The organism is Arthrobacter sp. NPDC058097 (assembly GCF_042884885.1).
Taxonomy (GTDB): Bacteria; Actinomycetota; Actinomycetes; order Actinomycetales; family Micrococcaceae; genus Arthrobacter.
Genome location: NZ_JBHVSZ010000008.1, coordinates 23,718 through 37,616 on the forward strand (window position 1 = coordinate 23,718; position 13,899 = coordinate 37,616).

Annotated in this window: 13 protein-coding genes; 8 read left to right on the forward strand and 5 right to left on the reverse strand. The window is 64.9% G+C overall.

Annotation, left to right across the window (positions count from 1 at the left end; all coding sequences use genetic code 11):
• Window positions 1-6 precede the first annotated feature (6 nt).
• Together ACFVTE_RS14660 and ACFVTE_RS14665 are read left to right on the forward strand one after the other, a co-directional pair.
• Window positions 7-510, forward strand: coding sequence for an Lrp/AsnC family transcriptional regulator (locus tag ACFVTE_RS14660; protein ID WP_387101515.1), 504 nt, complete (start codon window positions 7-9; stop codon window positions 508-510).
• 120 nt (window positions 511-630) lie between these two features.
• A complete protein-coding gene (locus ACFVTE_RS14665) occupies window positions 631-2,292 on the forward strand; it encodes a thiamine pyrophosphate-binding protein (protein WP_387101517.1) in 1,662 nt (553 codons plus the stop codon).
• Between the two features lie 161 nt (window positions 2,293-2,453).
• On the opposite strand, the gene ACFVTE_RS14670 is transcribed toward ACFVTE_RS14665, so the two are convergent.
• The 4 genes from ACFVTE_RS14670 to ACFVTE_RS14685 all read right to left on the reverse strand — a co-directional run bounded on the left by ACFVTE_RS14670 (window position 2,454) and on the right by ACFVTE_RS14685 (window position 5,211).
• Complete coding sequence (locus ACFVTE_RS14670) at window positions 2,454-3,188, reverse strand: hypothetical protein (RefSeq protein ID WP_387101519.1); 735 nt, start codon at window positions 3,186-3,188, stop codon at window positions 2,454-2,456.
• Between the two features lie 142 nt (window positions 3,189-3,330).
• Complete coding sequence (locus tag ACFVTE_RS14675; protein WP_387101521.1) at window positions 3,331-3,759, reverse strand: YybH family protein; 429 nt, start codon at window positions 3,757-3,759, stop codon at window positions 3,331-3,333.
• A gap of 151 nt (window positions 3,760-3,910) precedes the next feature.
• The gene (locus ACFVTE_RS14680) at window positions 3,911-4,420 is read right to left on the reverse strand and encodes a hypothetical protein (RefSeq protein WP_387101523.1); all 510 of its coding nucleotides are present in this window, start codon (window positions 4,418-4,420) and stop codon (window positions 3,911-3,913) included.
• Window positions 4,421-4,971: 551 nt separating this feature from the next.
• Entirely contained in the window at window positions 4,972-5,211 is a 240-nt protein-coding gene (locus tag ACFVTE_RS14685) for a hypothetical protein (RefSeq protein WP_387101525.1), read from the reverse strand.
• Between the two features lie 211 nt (window positions 5,212-5,422).
• On the opposite strand from ACFVTE_RS14685, the gene ACFVTE_RS14690 reads away from it, so the two are divergent.
• Genes ACFVTE_RS14690 through ACFVTE_RS14705 form a run of 4 tightly spaced genes read left to right on the forward strand, consistent with a single transcriptional unit; the run spans window position 5,423 to window position 12,219 of the window.
• Window positions 5,423-6,922, forward strand: coding sequence for a DUF3375 domain-containing protein (locus ACFVTE_RS14690; RefSeq protein ID WP_387101527.1), 1,500 nt, complete (start codon window positions 5,423-5,425; stop codon window positions 6,920-6,922).
• Window positions 6,919-7,572, forward strand: coding sequence for a DUF4194 domain-containing protein (locus tag ACFVTE_RS14695; RefSeq protein ID WP_387101529.1), 654 nt, complete (start codon window positions 6,919-6,921; stop codon window positions 7,570-7,572). Before ACFVTE_RS14690 ends, ACFVTE_RS14695 begins: the two co-directional genes overlap by 4 nt.
• Entirely contained in the window at window positions 7,569-10,964 is a 3,396-nt protein-coding gene (locus ACFVTE_RS14700; protein WP_387101531.1) for an ATP-binding protein, read from the forward strand. The genes ACFVTE_RS14695 and ACFVTE_RS14700 overlap by 4 nt, the downstream gene beginning before the upstream one ends.
• Window positions 10,954-12,219, forward strand: a complete 1,266-nt coding sequence (locus ACFVTE_RS14705) for a Wadjet anti-phage system protein JetD domain-containing protein (protein WP_387101532.1) — start codon at window positions 10,954-10,956, stop codon at window positions 12,217-12,219. The genes ACFVTE_RS14700 and ACFVTE_RS14705 overlap by 11 nt, the downstream gene beginning before the upstream one ends.
• 108 nt (window positions 12,220-12,327) lie before the next feature.
• Here ACFVTE_RS14705 and ACFVTE_RS14710 read toward each other — a convergent pair whose 3' ends face one another.
• Entirely contained in the window at window positions 12,328-12,633 is a 306-nt protein-coding gene (locus tag ACFVTE_RS14710) for a hypothetical protein (protein ID WP_387101533.1), read from the reverse strand.
• A 13-nt stretch (window positions 12,634-12,646) separates the two neighbouring features.
• Here ACFVTE_RS14710 and ACFVTE_RS14715 point away from each other — a divergent pair, with 13 nt between their 5' ends.
• Together ACFVTE_RS14715 and ACFVTE_RS14720 are read left to right on the forward strand one after the other, a co-directional pair.
• Window positions 12,647-12,790: a hypothetical protein gene (locus tag ACFVTE_RS14715; RefSeq protein WP_387101534.1), complete on the forward strand. Its 144-nt coding sequence runs from the start codon at window positions 12,647-12,649 to the stop codon at window positions 12,788-12,790.
• A 68-nt stretch (window positions 12,791-12,858) separates the two neighbouring features.
• Complete coding sequence (locus ACFVTE_RS14720) at window positions 12,859-13,881, forward strand: FxLYD domain-containing protein (protein WP_387101535.1); 1,023 nt, start codon at window positions 12,859-12,861, stop codon at window positions 13,879-13,881.
• Window positions 13,882-13,899: the final 18 nt, after the last annotated feature.

A 13,899-nucleotide genomic window follows, 5' to 3' on the forward strand; every position in this document is an offset into this window, starting at 1 on the left:
GAAAATATGACCAGCCCGGCTCCCCGCACCTTCGATTCCCTGGACGCCAGGATCATCCTCGCGCTCGACAAGGACCCGGAAGCCAGCGCCCTGGCACTTTCCCGGACGCTCGGCGTCGCACGCAACACCGTGCACGCGCGCCTGGCGAAGCTGGAAAGCGGCGGCGCCCTCAGGTCCTTCAGCCGGAGACTGGACCCCGCGGCGCTCGGCTACGGCCTGCTGGCTTTCCTCTCACTGGCCATCAGCCAGGCCCGCGCCAAATCGGTCGAAAGTGGACTCGAAGCGATTCCGGAGGTCATCGAGGTGCATGCCACCACGGGAGATGCGGACCTCATGGCCAAGGTGGTGGCCCGGGATACGGCCGATCTCTACCGCATCACCAACCAGATCCTGGAAATCGACGGGATCCAGCGGACCAGCACGGCCATCTCCGTCGTGGAGCTCATGCCGCCCCGCTACGACGGCCTGCTTGCCCGGCTGTCACAGCAGGAGAGCCGCCAGCCCGGCTAACTCAGAGTGACCCACACCACTTCTGGGCATATTTTCACTAAAAGGACAGGAGAACTGACAAAAATCCCAGCCAAAACCCGGTCTCTTGCCTATCCACGATCCAGATCCGACGATTCCTGCATGACTTCTCTTACAGTGTCCGGCCGGGTGGCGCAGGTTCTCAGCAGCTATGTCAGCGATGTGTTCGGTGTGATGGGCAACGGCAACGTCTACTTCCTGGACGCCGCCGAGAAGGAGGGCCTCCGCTTCACCGCGGTGCGCCATGAAGGTGCCGCCATCGCGGCGGCGGACGCCTACTACCGGGCATCCGGGCGCCTCGCCGTGGGGACCACCACCTACGGCCCCGGCTACACCAACGCCCTGACGGCCCTCGCGGAAGCGGTCCAGGCGCAGATCCCCGTGGTACTCGTGACCGGCGACGCACCGAGCAGCGGCCCCCGCCCCTGGGACGTGGACCAGGCGGCCATCGCCGCAGGGCTGGGCGCGGCGACCTTCACGGTGACCCGTGATGCCGCCGGCTCCATTACCCAGGAAGCGGTGCAGTACGCACTTGCCCGGCGCACCGCCGTCGTGATTGCCGTGCCGTACGACCTGGCGGCCGTTGAGGCGGCGGACGAAGAGCTTCCCGTGCCGCCGACGGCGGCTGCCCTGAGGGACGACGCCGACGGCGGAATCGGCCGGGTGGCCGAACTGCTCGCCGGCGCGAAGCGGCCGCTCATCCTGGCCGGCCGCGGTGCGCACCTCGCCGGTGCCGGCCCCGAACTCCGGGAACTCGCCGACCGCCTCGGCGCGCTCACAGCAGGGACGGCGCTGGCACTGAACCTGCTGGCGGGCGAGGGCTACCTCGGCGTCGCGGGCGGCTTCGGCACGGATGCCGCCGCCGGGGTGATGGGCGAGGCGGACGTGGTGCTTGTGGCGGGAGCAAGCCTGAGCCCGTTCACGATGCGCTTCGGCCACCTGATCAGCCCGGACGCCACCGTGATCCAGATCGACGCCGCCCTGGAGCCGACCAACCCGCGAGTGGACCTGTTCGTCAGTGCGGACGCGAAGGCTGCCGCGGGCCGGCTCCTCCGGCTGCTGGATGACGCCGCCGCGTCCAAGGCCTGGCGCGCGGAAGCACTGACGCGTCTGGCCGAAGGACCCGGCCACCACCCCGGCAGCGCGGAGACCGTGGACGGCCGCCTAGACCCCAGGGCGCTGGCCACGGCACTGGATGCCGTCCTGCCGGAACGCCGCACCGTGGTCCAGGACGGCGGGCACTTCCTGGGCTGGGCACCCATGTACTGGCGCATCCCGCGCCCGCAGGACCTGGTCATGGTGGGCACGGCGTTCCAGTCGATCGGCCTCGGCCTGGCCAGCGCCGTCGGGGCCTCCCGGGCCGTGGACGACGGCAACACCCTGGTGCTGGCCGCGGGCGACGGCGGATTCCTGATGGGCCTGTCCGACCTGGAGTCGTTGGTGGGCGCGGCGAGCAGCGCCGTCGTCGTGATTTACAACGACGCCGCCTACGGGGCCGAGATCCATCAGTACGGTTCGCAGGGCCTGACCGAAAAGCCCATGCTGATCCCCGAAGTGGACTTCAGCGGGATTGCCCGCGCGATCGGGGCGGAATCCGCGATCATCCGCAAGCTGTCGGACCTCTCCGCGCTCACGGAGTGGATCGACGCCGGCGCCAAGGGCACGTTCGTGGCCGACTGCCGCATCACCTCGAGCGTCCGCGCCCCGTGGCTGACTGAGTGGATGAAGGCCAAGGAGGCTGAAAAGGAGAAGGTCGCCAGCTGACGGTTGCCCTACTGCAACGCGGGGTCACTTAGCGCCCAATGAGCGCCCTTAATGGGGCGCCAAGTGACCCCGCGTTGGCCTTTTAGCAGCCACGATCTGGACAAAAAGTCAGGGTCTCCCGAGGTGGCGAAGGAAGCAGGCCCGGTGCCTTCCCGTTTCTCCTAGGGCTCGACAACATTCACGAGTTCCGACCTGCTGCCCGACTGGAGATCCTCGGTCAGGACCAATGTTTTGACCTCGGGGCAGTAATATTTGTGCTCCCGTGCATTCTCAAGCGGCGACCAATCCAACACCTTGACGCAGTCGGTGTATTTGCCGGCTTTCGTGGAGACGGTCTGGCCGGTGGCGACGGTATCCCTCATGTCCTCCGCGCTGCCAATGTAGAATTCCTGCCGGTAGGAATCGCCCACGCGCTGGTCGGCCTTCATCCAGATCCCGGCTTTTGCCCCGTCTTTTCCATGGAGGAAGCTGCCCCCATGGTGCAGCAGGAACCCGTTCCAATAGTTATTCACATCTTCCCCGAAGTACCACACGTCACCGTTCTTGTGCTGCGCAAGGTAGTCCCTGGTTTCCTCCACCAGCTGGCCGTTTTTGTATTCCTTGTCCAGATAAACGACGGTTTCAAAGCCCTCGATCCGCTTTTTCTCCGGCAGGATCTCAATCTCGATCCGTTCGGCAGGTCCTCCCTGGGCGGCCGTCTCATATGTCATTTTCTTGCCGATGGGGAGTGCGAAGTACTTATTGGTGATGTTGGTGCTGAAATCTGCCGGACTGATCTCGGGGTTGTACTCCCCGGCCCGGCTCCTTTTCACGTTGTCGTTGTACAAAAACACTCCCCCGCCGACAACCAACAACAAGACCAGGACACCCAGAAAGATTTTGGTCCGTAGAGGCATGACCTTTTCCCACTCCTCACTGAGTAGAAATTCCTATAAAGGGTCAGGGCAACGCTGCCCGTGGCCATAGAAAAAAGGTAGTGCAGTCCGCCCTAAAGCAGAACCCAGCAAACAAGACGCGCTGGGTCGACGAGTGAGCGTCTTACTGGATTACCGACTCGGGCGCCTGTGCACCAACCCGGGGATCAGCCTGGCGGTGGACAAGCAGCCATTCGTTGCCCTCCCGCCGGTAGATGTTCGTCGTGCGGAGGGCCACGTCATCCAGATCGGCACGTCCCGCAACCCGAACCCTGAACCGCTCGATGAGCACCACGTAGGCAAGGTCCCCTACGACGGCGGTGGCCTGGTTTTCCAGGGAGATGACCTCTCCGTCACGGTAAATCGCCGCTGCCTTGGCGACAGTGGTCGTGACGTTGTCCCACCCTCGGGAAACGCCGCCGAAGGGATTGGCCAAAGTCACCTCGTCATTCTTGGCGAACAGCGCCTGAAAGGGCCCAGGATCACCCTTCACGATCTCGCCAAGCGCGGCACCCAGACGCTCGACCACGCCATCAAAGTTTGAATCAACCATCACCCTCACCACTCCCAAACGACCAAGCCTTCTGGCGCTGAGCCCAGTATGCGCCCCGCGGTCCTGGATAGCGCCTGCTCGCTTGCAGGTGCATCGCTTGTAGGTGCCCGGCCCCGCTGCGGCTTGCAGAGCGGGCGGTCACCCCAAAGGCTTATGCTCCCTTTGTCCTGGCCTGGACCAGGTTGGCGAAGGGCAGCTTTCCGTAAATCCTGACGAATTCCGCGTGGTACGCGGCTTCGGCATGATTCACCTCCTCTGGTGCCAACTCCTTCCACGCGATAACCAGCGACTGGGAGCCGGCGAGTTGCCAGATGAGCCGCCCGTCCCAATGGCCGACAGGCCTCCCGCGGCCGAAGTCAGTGAACTCCTGAATATGCTTTCGCAGTCCGCGGTTGCCCGTGCTTCCTGGGCCGGCTTTTCCGATGTACAGGACATCCGCGTTCTCGATCCACTCGGCCTCCAAGGCGGGTTGGGGCAGGGATGGATCCCGCTTTTTAAAGCGGGCTCCCAAGCTCTTCGCAAGGAACACCCGTTCGAAGCCCTCGGGTTTGAGCACCACATAGATTCCGGGGGCCCGCGGAACCCGGTTGATATCCAGCTGATCAAATGACCTGAATCCAACGAAGCCGTCGTCTTTTAGCGTCTGCTTGTTGATCTGCAATGCGTGTTCCTTAAATCGGACGGCTGCCGGCCGGCTCCAATGGGCTGAGAGCCAGCGGGTGAGGAGAGCCAGCGGGTGAGGAGAGCCAGCCGGTGAAGCGGGCGGCGGCGGGTGGGCGTCCTTGTCTATGAGGACATCACCCTTGACGACGGCGAACATGCCGGCGGGGGTCGGTGACGATGGTCCGGTTATCGCCCTTGCTTGTTCCCACGGTGACCGTGGCACACCTTTGACAGCGACCCCACCAACCGGTGAAGTCTACAGACACTAGGGCAGACTGGGGCATAGGGGCTTCAAACAGAAGCCACAGAGGGGGCCTCATGCTTTTTGACTTCATACTCTTTCTCGTCGAGGGCGCGCTGACTTTCGCCGAGCAACTGTTCCTTCGCGGCAGGGCTTCGGGCAAAGGCAGGGCCCGCAGGAGTTTGGAGCGAAGGAAGGCTCAACGCTGCGAAAACCTGAAGGCCTGACGCCGGGGCAAGGGCGTGGCCGCCGCAGCATGCGTGGAATTTTCGTCCAGATAATGGCTTCCGGAGGCCCCTTAGCGGCCGTTATCTGCACAAAAACTCCGGGCCCTGCGTCGGCGGGCGCCGGCCGCTTGCCCAGACCCGCTGGTCGAGCCCGTCGGAAGCAGATTCAGTCGTCGCCGAAGCGGGCAAGTGCCTCGATGTAGACGGCGGCTGTTTCGTAATCGCCCCTGTGGTGTACTTGGCGATGATATTCGCCAGGTCGTGTTTGATCACCCAATGCGCGTCATACGGTTCATGCGGACGGGGAACAAAGTCGTTCATGATGTCCATTCCTTCCAAGCTATGGAATGGATGGTGACCCCGTTCGGGCAAGATCACCGAAAGTTTCAGGCAAGATCGGCGAAGGTCTTATGGGTGCAATCGGAGCCCGGCCGGGATGGCCCACCGCTACTGCAACGCGGGGTCACTTGGCGCCGCATTGGGGCCCGGAATTGGGCGGTAAGTGACCCCGCGTTGCCTTTGAATGTCCGAGGTGACCCTTAGAGTGAACTACCAGGACGTGAGGCGGAGCAGCGAGGACCGGATGGACTACTACGCAATCAACGCGCTGCGTGAGAACCATGCAGGCTGGTCCCTGCTGCGCGCCCAGAATGCCCCGCTCGCGATCTCGTTCTTCATGGCGGCCTTCACCGGACCGAACCAGAGAAACCTCGGCCGGCAGCGGCTCATCGACAGCCTCGACGACGTGCTCTTCGGCCTGCGCGACGCCTACGGCGAGGACAAGTTCCCGCGCCAGGCCGCCGAGTACCTGGATGACTGGGCCGCACCGGAAAAGGCCTGGCTGCGGAAGTACTACATCCAGGGCCAGGACGAGCCGCGCTACGACCTCACCGCCGCGGCGGAGGACGTGGTCCGCTGGGTGGAAAGCCTGCGGGGACGGGACTTCGTGGCCACCCAGTCGCGGCTCACCAGCATCTTCGCCGTCCTCGAGCGGCTCGTCCAGCAGTCCGAGACGGACCCCGAGGTACGCCTGAATGAGCTCCAAAAACAAAGAGACAACATCGACGCCGAAATGCAGCGCATCCGCGACGGCAACATCCGCGTCATGTCGGCGCCCGAAGCGCTGGACCACTTCCAGCAGCTGCAAGCACTGGCCAAGGACCTGCTGAGCGACTTCCGCGAGGTCGAACAGAACTTCCGCAAGCTGGACCGCCAGGTCCGCGAGCAGATCGCCACCTGGGACGGCACCCAGGGCGAGCTGCTGGAATCGATCTTCGCCAACCAGCAGGACATCAGCAGCTCCCTGCAGGGCCGGACGTTCCAGGGCTTCTGGGACTACCTCATGTCCCCGGAGTCGAGGAGGAAACTGCAGGAACTCCTCCAGCGCGCCACCCAGATTGAGGCACTCGCGGAAACCGACAACCTGCACGCCGTCGCCAACCTGCACCAGGACTGGCTGCCCGCCGTCGAGCAGACCCAGGGCACCGTCCGCCAGCTCTCCCAGCAGATGCGCCGGCTGCTTGATGACAAGGTGTTCCTGGAGAACAAGCGCATCATGCAGCTCATCCGCAGCGTCGAGTCCGGCGCCCTCGCCACCAGGGAGCAGCCCCCGCACGGGGACTTCATCGACATAAGCGCGCCGTCAGTGGACATCACGCTCCCCTTCGAACGCCCGCTTTATGAGCCGAGCCGGCGGGTCATGTTGGAGGACAACATCGAAACCGCCGACGACGCCGACGTGGACGCCGGTGCCCTGTTCAGCCAGTTCCACGTGGACAAGGAACGCCTCAAGGCCAACATCGACGCCGTCCTCGCCGAGGCCGAACAAGAGCAGGCAACCCTCGCGGAGGTCACAGAGAAGCACCCGGTGGAACAGGGGCTCGCGGAGATCGTGGCCTACTACCAGCTGGCCACGGAATCGGACTGGGCCACCATCAACCCGGACGCCGAGCAGCGGATAGCGTGGCAGCTGGACGACGGCAGCATCCGCGAAGCCACCCTCGAACAGATCATCTTCGGAAGGCCCGCATGAATCCGGCAGCGAATTTCCCAGCCACAGCCGAAACGGACAGCCGCACGCCCGAGGAACTTCCCGGCGTCGTCACCCGGCTCTTCAAAGGCGTGCTGTACGCCGAGGGGGACGAGAAGCTCTGGCAGTCACTGCTGGGCCTGTCCTCGCAGGTCCGCGACTACGTCTCCGTGCTGGGGCTGGACCTGATCCTGGACGAGTCCGAGGGCTACGCGTTCCTGAAGTCGCGCGAGGACCATGACGGCACGCTCCCCCGGCTGATCCCGCGCCGACAGCTGACCTTCAACGTCAGCCTGCTGCTGGCCCTCCTGCGCGGCCGGATGCTGGAGTTCGACACCAACAGCAGCGAGCTCCGGCTCATCATGACGGAGCAGGACATCGCGGACATGGTGGCCGTCTTCCTACCCGAGTCCAGCAACGAGGCACGGATCATGGACCGGCTCGCCACCGACATCAGGAAGGTGGTGGACCTCGGCTTCCTGCGCAAACTCCGCGGCCAGCCCGGCACCTACGAGGTGGCCCGGATCCTCAAGGCGTTCGTGGACGCGCAGTGGTTGGAGGAGTTCGATGCGCGGCTGGCGGACTACCGCTCGTCGCTTTCGGGAACAGGGCCCGCCGGAGCCGGCCCCGCCAAAGAGGAGGACGCCAAGTGACCGCCGACCTGCAGGACACGCTGTTCAGCCTGGAGGAAAAAACGGACGACGGCGGGACTCCCCCGGGCTTCCGGCTGCACCGTCTGGAGCTCCTCAACTGGGGCACGTTCCACCAGGGCGTGCGGACGTTCCGGCTGGACGGGGCGAACAGCCTGCTCACCGGGGACATCGGCTCGGGCAAGTCGACGGTGGTGGACGCGATCACCACGCTGCTGCTGCCGGCCAACAAGATCGAGTACAACAAGGCGGCCGGCGCGCAGAAGAAGGAACGCTCGCTGATGTCGTACGTGCGCGGCTTCCACAAGAGCACGCGCAGCACCGGCGGCGAGTACTCCAAGCCGGTGGCGCTGCGCAGCACCGGGGCGCTGACCGTGGTGCTCGCCGTCTTCCACAACGCCGTGCTGGGCAAGTCGGTCACCCTGGCCATCACGCTGTGGGCCACGCAGGAGGCGGGCCAGCCCAGCCGCTTCTACTCCCTCGCCGAGGCGGACCAGTCCATCGCGGCCGACTTCTCCAACTTCGGCCAGGACCCGGCCAAGCTGAAGAAGAAACTCCGCGCCGCCGGCGCCGCCGTGCACGACACCTTCGAGCCCTACGCCGCGGCCTTCAAGCGGCAGTTCGGCATCAGCGGCAACCAGGCCATGGAGCTGTTCCACCGCACGGTGTCCATGAAGCAGGTGGAGAACATCACCTCCTTCGTGCGCACCAACATGCTGGAGGAGGACAACATCGGCGAGCGCATCGGCAACCTCATCCACCACTTCGACGACCTGAAAAAGGCCCACGACGCGGTGCTGCGGGCCAAGGACCAGATCGCGCTGCTGACGCCCATCACGGACGGCGCCGCGCAGCACGCGAAGCTGAGCCGCGAGGACGAGCTGGCCCGCCAGCAGCGTGACCAGCTGCACCCCTGGTTCACCGACCGGAAGCTGCAGCTGAGCCTCGAACACCAACGCGAACTGGAACGCACCGGCGAACGGCTGCAGGAGGACAGCACCAAGCTGCGCACCGAGATCACCGGAAAGCGGCACGAGTTGTCCGCCGTCCAGGAAGACATCCGCACCAACGGCGGCGGCCGGCTCGCCGCGATCGACGCCGACATCGCGCGGCTCGCCGTCGAATCACGGACCCAGCGCCAGCGCTTCGACACCTACGCCGAGGCCGCGAAGGACCTGGGGCTGCGTCCGCCCGAGGACCCAGTGCTCTTCGACGGCAACAGGGCACGGCTCGGCGACGTCGAGAAGCAGCTTGCCGAACAGTCCGACGATCTGCAGGACCAGCGGACCAACCTGACCATCACCCGCACCGAACTCAACGCGCGCCTGACCGAGATCGGCAAGGAGCTGCGCAGCCTGCAGTCCCGACCCAACCTGCTGCCGATCCCCCAACTGGAGCTCCGCCGTCGGCTGTGTGACGGCACGGGCATCGCGGAAGCGTCGCTGCCGTACGCCGGGGAGCTCCTAAGGGTAAGGGACGGCGAGGGCGCGTGGGAGGGTGCGGCGGAACGCACGCTGCACGGCTTCGCGCTGTCCCTGCTGGTGCCGGCCGAACACTATGCGGCCGTGAGCAGCTGGGTGGATGCCAACAACCTGAGGGGCCGGCTGGTCTACCTGAGGATCGGCGAAGCGCCCACGGCCAGGGCGGCGGAGCCGGGCACGCTGGCCGCGAAGATCGCCATCAAGCCGGGCACGCCGTTCCGCAACTTCCTGCTGGACGAGCTCGCCACCCGGTTCGACCACTTCTGCTGCGACACCCTTGAGGATTTCCGCCGCTACCCCAAGGCGCTCACGGTCAACGGGCAGCTCAAGGGCGGCCGCGGGAGGCACGAGAAGGACGACCGGCGGGAGCTCACGGACCGGCGCAACTACGTGCTCGGCTGGGACAACCACGACAAGATCAGCCGCTTCCTCGCCGAGCAGGACGAGGTCAGGGGCCAGCTGAAGGTCACCGAGGCGCAGCTGGCCAGGGTGAACGGGAGCCTCGGCGCGCTGGGCCGGCAGAACCAGCAGCTGGGCACCGTCCGGTCGGTGGCGGACTTCGCCGAGATCAGCTGGCATCTCACGGCCCGGCGGATCGAGGAGCTCAAGGCCGAGAAGCTTGAGCTGGAAACTGCCAGCGACGTGCTCAAGCAACTGACCACCAAGGAGTCCGCGGTGACCGCGGAGCTGGAACGGCTGGAGGAGCGGGCCGGCAAACTGCAGCAGCGACTGGGCGAAAATAATAAGGACTCGAAAGACATTGCTGAGGCGATTGCGGACTGTCAGGAAACTCTCGCCGAGACTCCCCTGACGGACGACGGCGGGGTGCTGGCCGCCGTCGAACATCTCACCAAAGCGGCACTCGGGGACAAGACGCTGACGTACAAGAACACGGGCTCCGCGGAGAGTTCAGTGCGGTCCGGGCTGACGGACACCATCGACGCGCTCTCCAAGCGGATCGCCCGGGCGGCGGAGGGCACTGTCCGTCTGATGGCCGATTTCCGCAACAAGTACCCGAACGAGACCACGGACATCGACGCCGCGCTCGAGGCCGCGGCGGACTACAACCGGCTGCTGGAGCAGCTGGTCAGCAACGACCTTCCCCGGTTCGAGGCGCACTTCAAGGAGTCGCTGAACCAGAACACCATCCACGAGGTGGTGGCGTTCAACGCGTTCCTGGACAGCCGGCGGCAGGACATCGTGAACCGGATCGGCGAGATCAACCAGTCGCTGGCGGGCATCGAGTACAACCCGGGCCGGCACATCCAGCTGGAGCACCAGAACAGCTCGGACCAGGACGTGCGCGAGTTCGGCGTGGATCTGAGGGCATGCTCGGAGGGGACCATCGGCGACGAGGACCAGTACTCGGAGCAGAAGTACCTGCAGGTGGAGCGGCTGATCGAGCGCTTCCGGGGACGGGACGGCCTGACCACTCTGGATGAGCGGTGGACGGCGAAGGTCACGGATGTTCGGAACTGGTTCACGTTCTCGGCGTCGGAGAAGTGGACCGAGACGGGCGAGGAGTTCGAACACTTCACGGATTCCGGCGGCAAGTCGGGCGGCCAGAAGGAGAAGCTGGCGTACACCATCCTCGCGGCGGCGTTGGCGTTCCAGTTCGGGCTGGGGTCCGGGGTGACCGCGTCCAAGAAGGCGAACAGCGGGCGGAGCTTCCGCTTTGTGGTTATCGACGAGGCCTTCGGGCGGGGGTCCGACGAGTCCGCGCGCTACGGGCTGCAGCTGTTCCAGCGGATGAAGCTGCAGCTGCTGATCGTCACGCCGCTGCAGAAGATCCACGTGATCGAGCCGTTTGTGTCGCACGTGGGCTTTGTGGCGAACACCAACGGCGATGATTCGCAGCTGCGCAACATGACCATCCAGGAATACCGGGACGAACGGGACCGGCGTGCCGGTTGAGTCCTGGACCACCGTCGCCGGGTTGCGGGCGCTGTCACTGAAGGCGTGGAACAGCGGCGCGCTGCTGCGGGAGCTGCTGGAACCGTCGGGCGCGTATCCGCGCCGCCGTGTGTTGAAACGTCCGATGGCGGAGGGCCTCCGGAGCGATTATGCTGCGGCCCAGCGGTGGGCGGCTGAGCTGTTTGCCGGGGTTGGCCCGTACGAGCTGGAAACGGCGGAGGTCGGGCGCCGGACCGTGGGCTCCAACCGGATCCCGGCCGCGGCTGTGTTTGCCACCGTGGAGGACGAGGTTGGCTTCATCGGAAAGTCCCGGGAGGCGGCGCGGTTTCGGGACCTGACGGCTTCCCTCGGTGAGCTGGATCCGTTGCTGGCTGGCTGGGCGGCGCGGCGGCCGTTGAAGCTGCTCGAGCTTGGTTCGGATGCTGTGACAGCAGCACGAGTGGCGCTGTGGCTGCGGGACAATCCTGCGCCGGGAATCTACGTCCGGCAGCTGGGACTGCCCGGAGTGCACACGAAGTTCATCGAGCGGCACCGGCAGGTTATTGATCAGCTGCTTGCCGCTCTTAGGTGTGGCTCCCATGGCCGCGAGCTGGACGTCGATGCGGAAGCGTCAGTCGAAGTCCCCGAGCCAGATGCGGCCGAGTCTGATGCTGCCCTGGAAAGCGGTGCCGGCCGCACTCCCGCGGCACGCTTCGCCCGGCGGCACGGGTTCCACCATCCGCCCGAACTCGTACGGTTCCGAATCCTCGACCCTTCGATTCCTGCCCTTGGCGGCGCCCGGGACATCACTATCACTGCCGAAGCATTCAGCACGTTGCGGCTGCCGGTGCACACCGTGATCGCGACTGAGAACCAGGTCAACTTCCTCGCATTACCGGAACGGGCCGGAACGCTGGCCCTGTACGGTGCCGGGTATGGCTTCTCGTCGATCCGTGACGCTGCATGGCTCCGCGAGTGCGTGGTCCTGTACTGGGGCGACATCGACACGCACGGTTTCGGGATCCTGGATCAGCTCCGCCGGGTTCACCCGCACGTAGCCAGCGTGCTGATGGACGAGGAAACCCTGCTCGCGCACCGGGACTTCTGGACCAGTGAGCCATCGCCGTCGCCGGCCGGGCTGACCCGGCTTAGCGCCGAAGAGTCGACACTCTATGAAGCGCTGGGCAACGACACCTACGGACCAGCCGTCCGCCTCGAGCAGGAACTCATTCGCTGGGACTGGGCGCTGAACCGACTCCACCCCGGCGCTGGTTGATCCCTAATCGAATCTGATGTCCCACCATCTGTCACAGGCCGTGGTAGGTGTCGCCCCTGGAAGGTTGGCCTTCTTCCCCGACACGGCCTGTGGCCTTGTGATGATGAGTTAGGAGCCGAACGCCGCTGCGTACTGTTTGTTGACGCTGGGGCTGAGCTGGCCACTAACCCTCAGCAGGACGGTTCCCTTCAGGTGGTGCCACTCGGTGCCGAAGACGGGGCCCGCTTCTTTCAGAACTCGCAAGATATAGGCGGACCGTACCTTCGCGTCCGCCTCGTTCTCGAACACTTCAACCACGGCCCCTCCGTCGATGCCGGTCTCCCCGGCCCTGGCGCCGGTGTCTGTGATCCAAGCCGCAGACGTGTACTGGTTGGGCCGGCCCAGGAGTTTGTTCGAGTCCAGCACCTCGGTCACCGTGGTGATCTTCGTGATGCTAGCAATCTTCAGCCTCAGGGAGGAAGCAACCGATGTTGCATCAGCGGCTACGGTCGGAGTCGGCGTGGCGGTTGGGGTCGCCGAGGGCGTGGGCGTAACTGAAGCTGCCGAAGAAGAAGCGGCTGGCGTTGCCTGATTGGAGCTTTGGGTGGAAGGTGCCGAGCAAGCGGCCAGAAGTAGTGCCATCGCCCCTAGGACGACCAAATGTTTACGCATACCGCCGATGCTAACCAGAGGCTGTCGCGGTCACCGAAATGCGACGTGGCCCGACTTCGTTCATGTCGGTTCTGCCCGGAGGCGGTCCCGGACGTCACAGAACATCCGGATGCATGCATTACCGGCATTACATGTACTAATTACCCGTATAGATTCATCCTGCCCGCTGTCGACGAAGACACGAGCAGCAAGCACTCCGAGGGGGACACATTGAATAAGCATTTGGGCGCTGTCGCGGCAGCATTGCTGGCATTGGCGGTCAGCGGCTGTGGCGCATCAGCCACACAGACTGGCGGCGGCACTGCAGCCGCCAGCAGCACTGAGTCGGCAGCACCGGCCACGACTTCGGCACCGGCCGAGGTGAAGATGGGAACCACGGCAGACGCCATCGCTGCCGGTTGGCTCGCCGGTAACGCCAAACCGATCTTCCCAGCAGGCGGCGCGGGCAAGGTCGACGTCGTCGCCTCGGCCCCTATCAAGGTCGATATGATCGGGTCCGTTACAGTGCCTGTGGCTGTGCGGAATGGCACCAATGAAACGATCACCAGTGTCGACGTCTCCGGGGCTGCCATGGATGCAACTGGCAAAATCCTGGCCTCCGGACGCAGCCAGGGCTTCTCCCCCGCAGTGGTACCGGCAGGAGGCATCTCTCTGGGTTATGTCTACTTTGACGCGAAACTGCCCGCCACGGCCAAGCTCGAATTCACGGTGGCCTCAAAGCCTCTGGAAGGCGATCCCTACTTCCAGGATCTGAAGGTCAACCAGGCCAACGCCGTGGGGACGTCGGTCACAGGGAAGGCAACCAACACATCCAAAAACAAGCTGAATGGGCCCTATGGAGTCCATGTCACTTGCTTTGACGCGAAGGGCAAGCTGCTGGGCAGCCAAACCGGATTCGCCACCCCCGATGCTGATCTGGCTGCCGGACAGAGTGTGACCTTCCAGGTGGACTTCTACAACGAGCCGTGTCCCACGTTCCTTGTCGGCGTTTCGGGATACGGGCCGCTGTAAGCGCCAGCGCGTCACCCT

Excerpts from the sequence above, each read along its gene's own strand:
- ACFVTE_RS14660 (WP_387101515.1), top strand. The coding sequence starts at position 7 with ATGACCAGCCCGGCTCCCCGCACCTTCGATTCCCTGGACGCCAGGATC.
- ACFVTE_RS14665 (WP_387101517.1), top strand. The coding sequence starts at position 631 with ATGACTTCTCTTACAGTGTCCGGCCGGGTGGCGCAGGTTCTCAGCAGC.
- ACFVTE_RS14670 (WP_387101519.1), bottom strand. The coding sequence starts at position 3,188 with ATGCCTCTACGGACCAAAATCTTTCTGGGTGTCCTGGTCTTGTTGTTG.
- ACFVTE_RS14675 (WP_387101521.1), bottom strand. The coding sequence starts at position 3,759 with ATGGTTGATTCAAACTTTGATGGCGTGGTCGAGCGTCTGGGTGCCGCG.
- ACFVTE_RS14685 (WP_387101525.1), bottom strand. The coding sequence starts at position 5,211 with ATGAACGACTTTGTTCCCCGTCCGCATGAACCGTATGACGCGCATTGG.
- ACFVTE_RS14695 (WP_387101529.1), top strand. The coding sequence starts at position 6,919 with ATGAATCCGGCAGCGAATTTCCCAGCCACAGCCGAAACGGACAGCCGC.
- ACFVTE_RS14720 (WP_387101535.1), top strand. The coding sequence starts at position 12,859 with ATGTTTACGCATACCGCCGATGCTAACCAGAGGCTGTCGCGGTCACCG.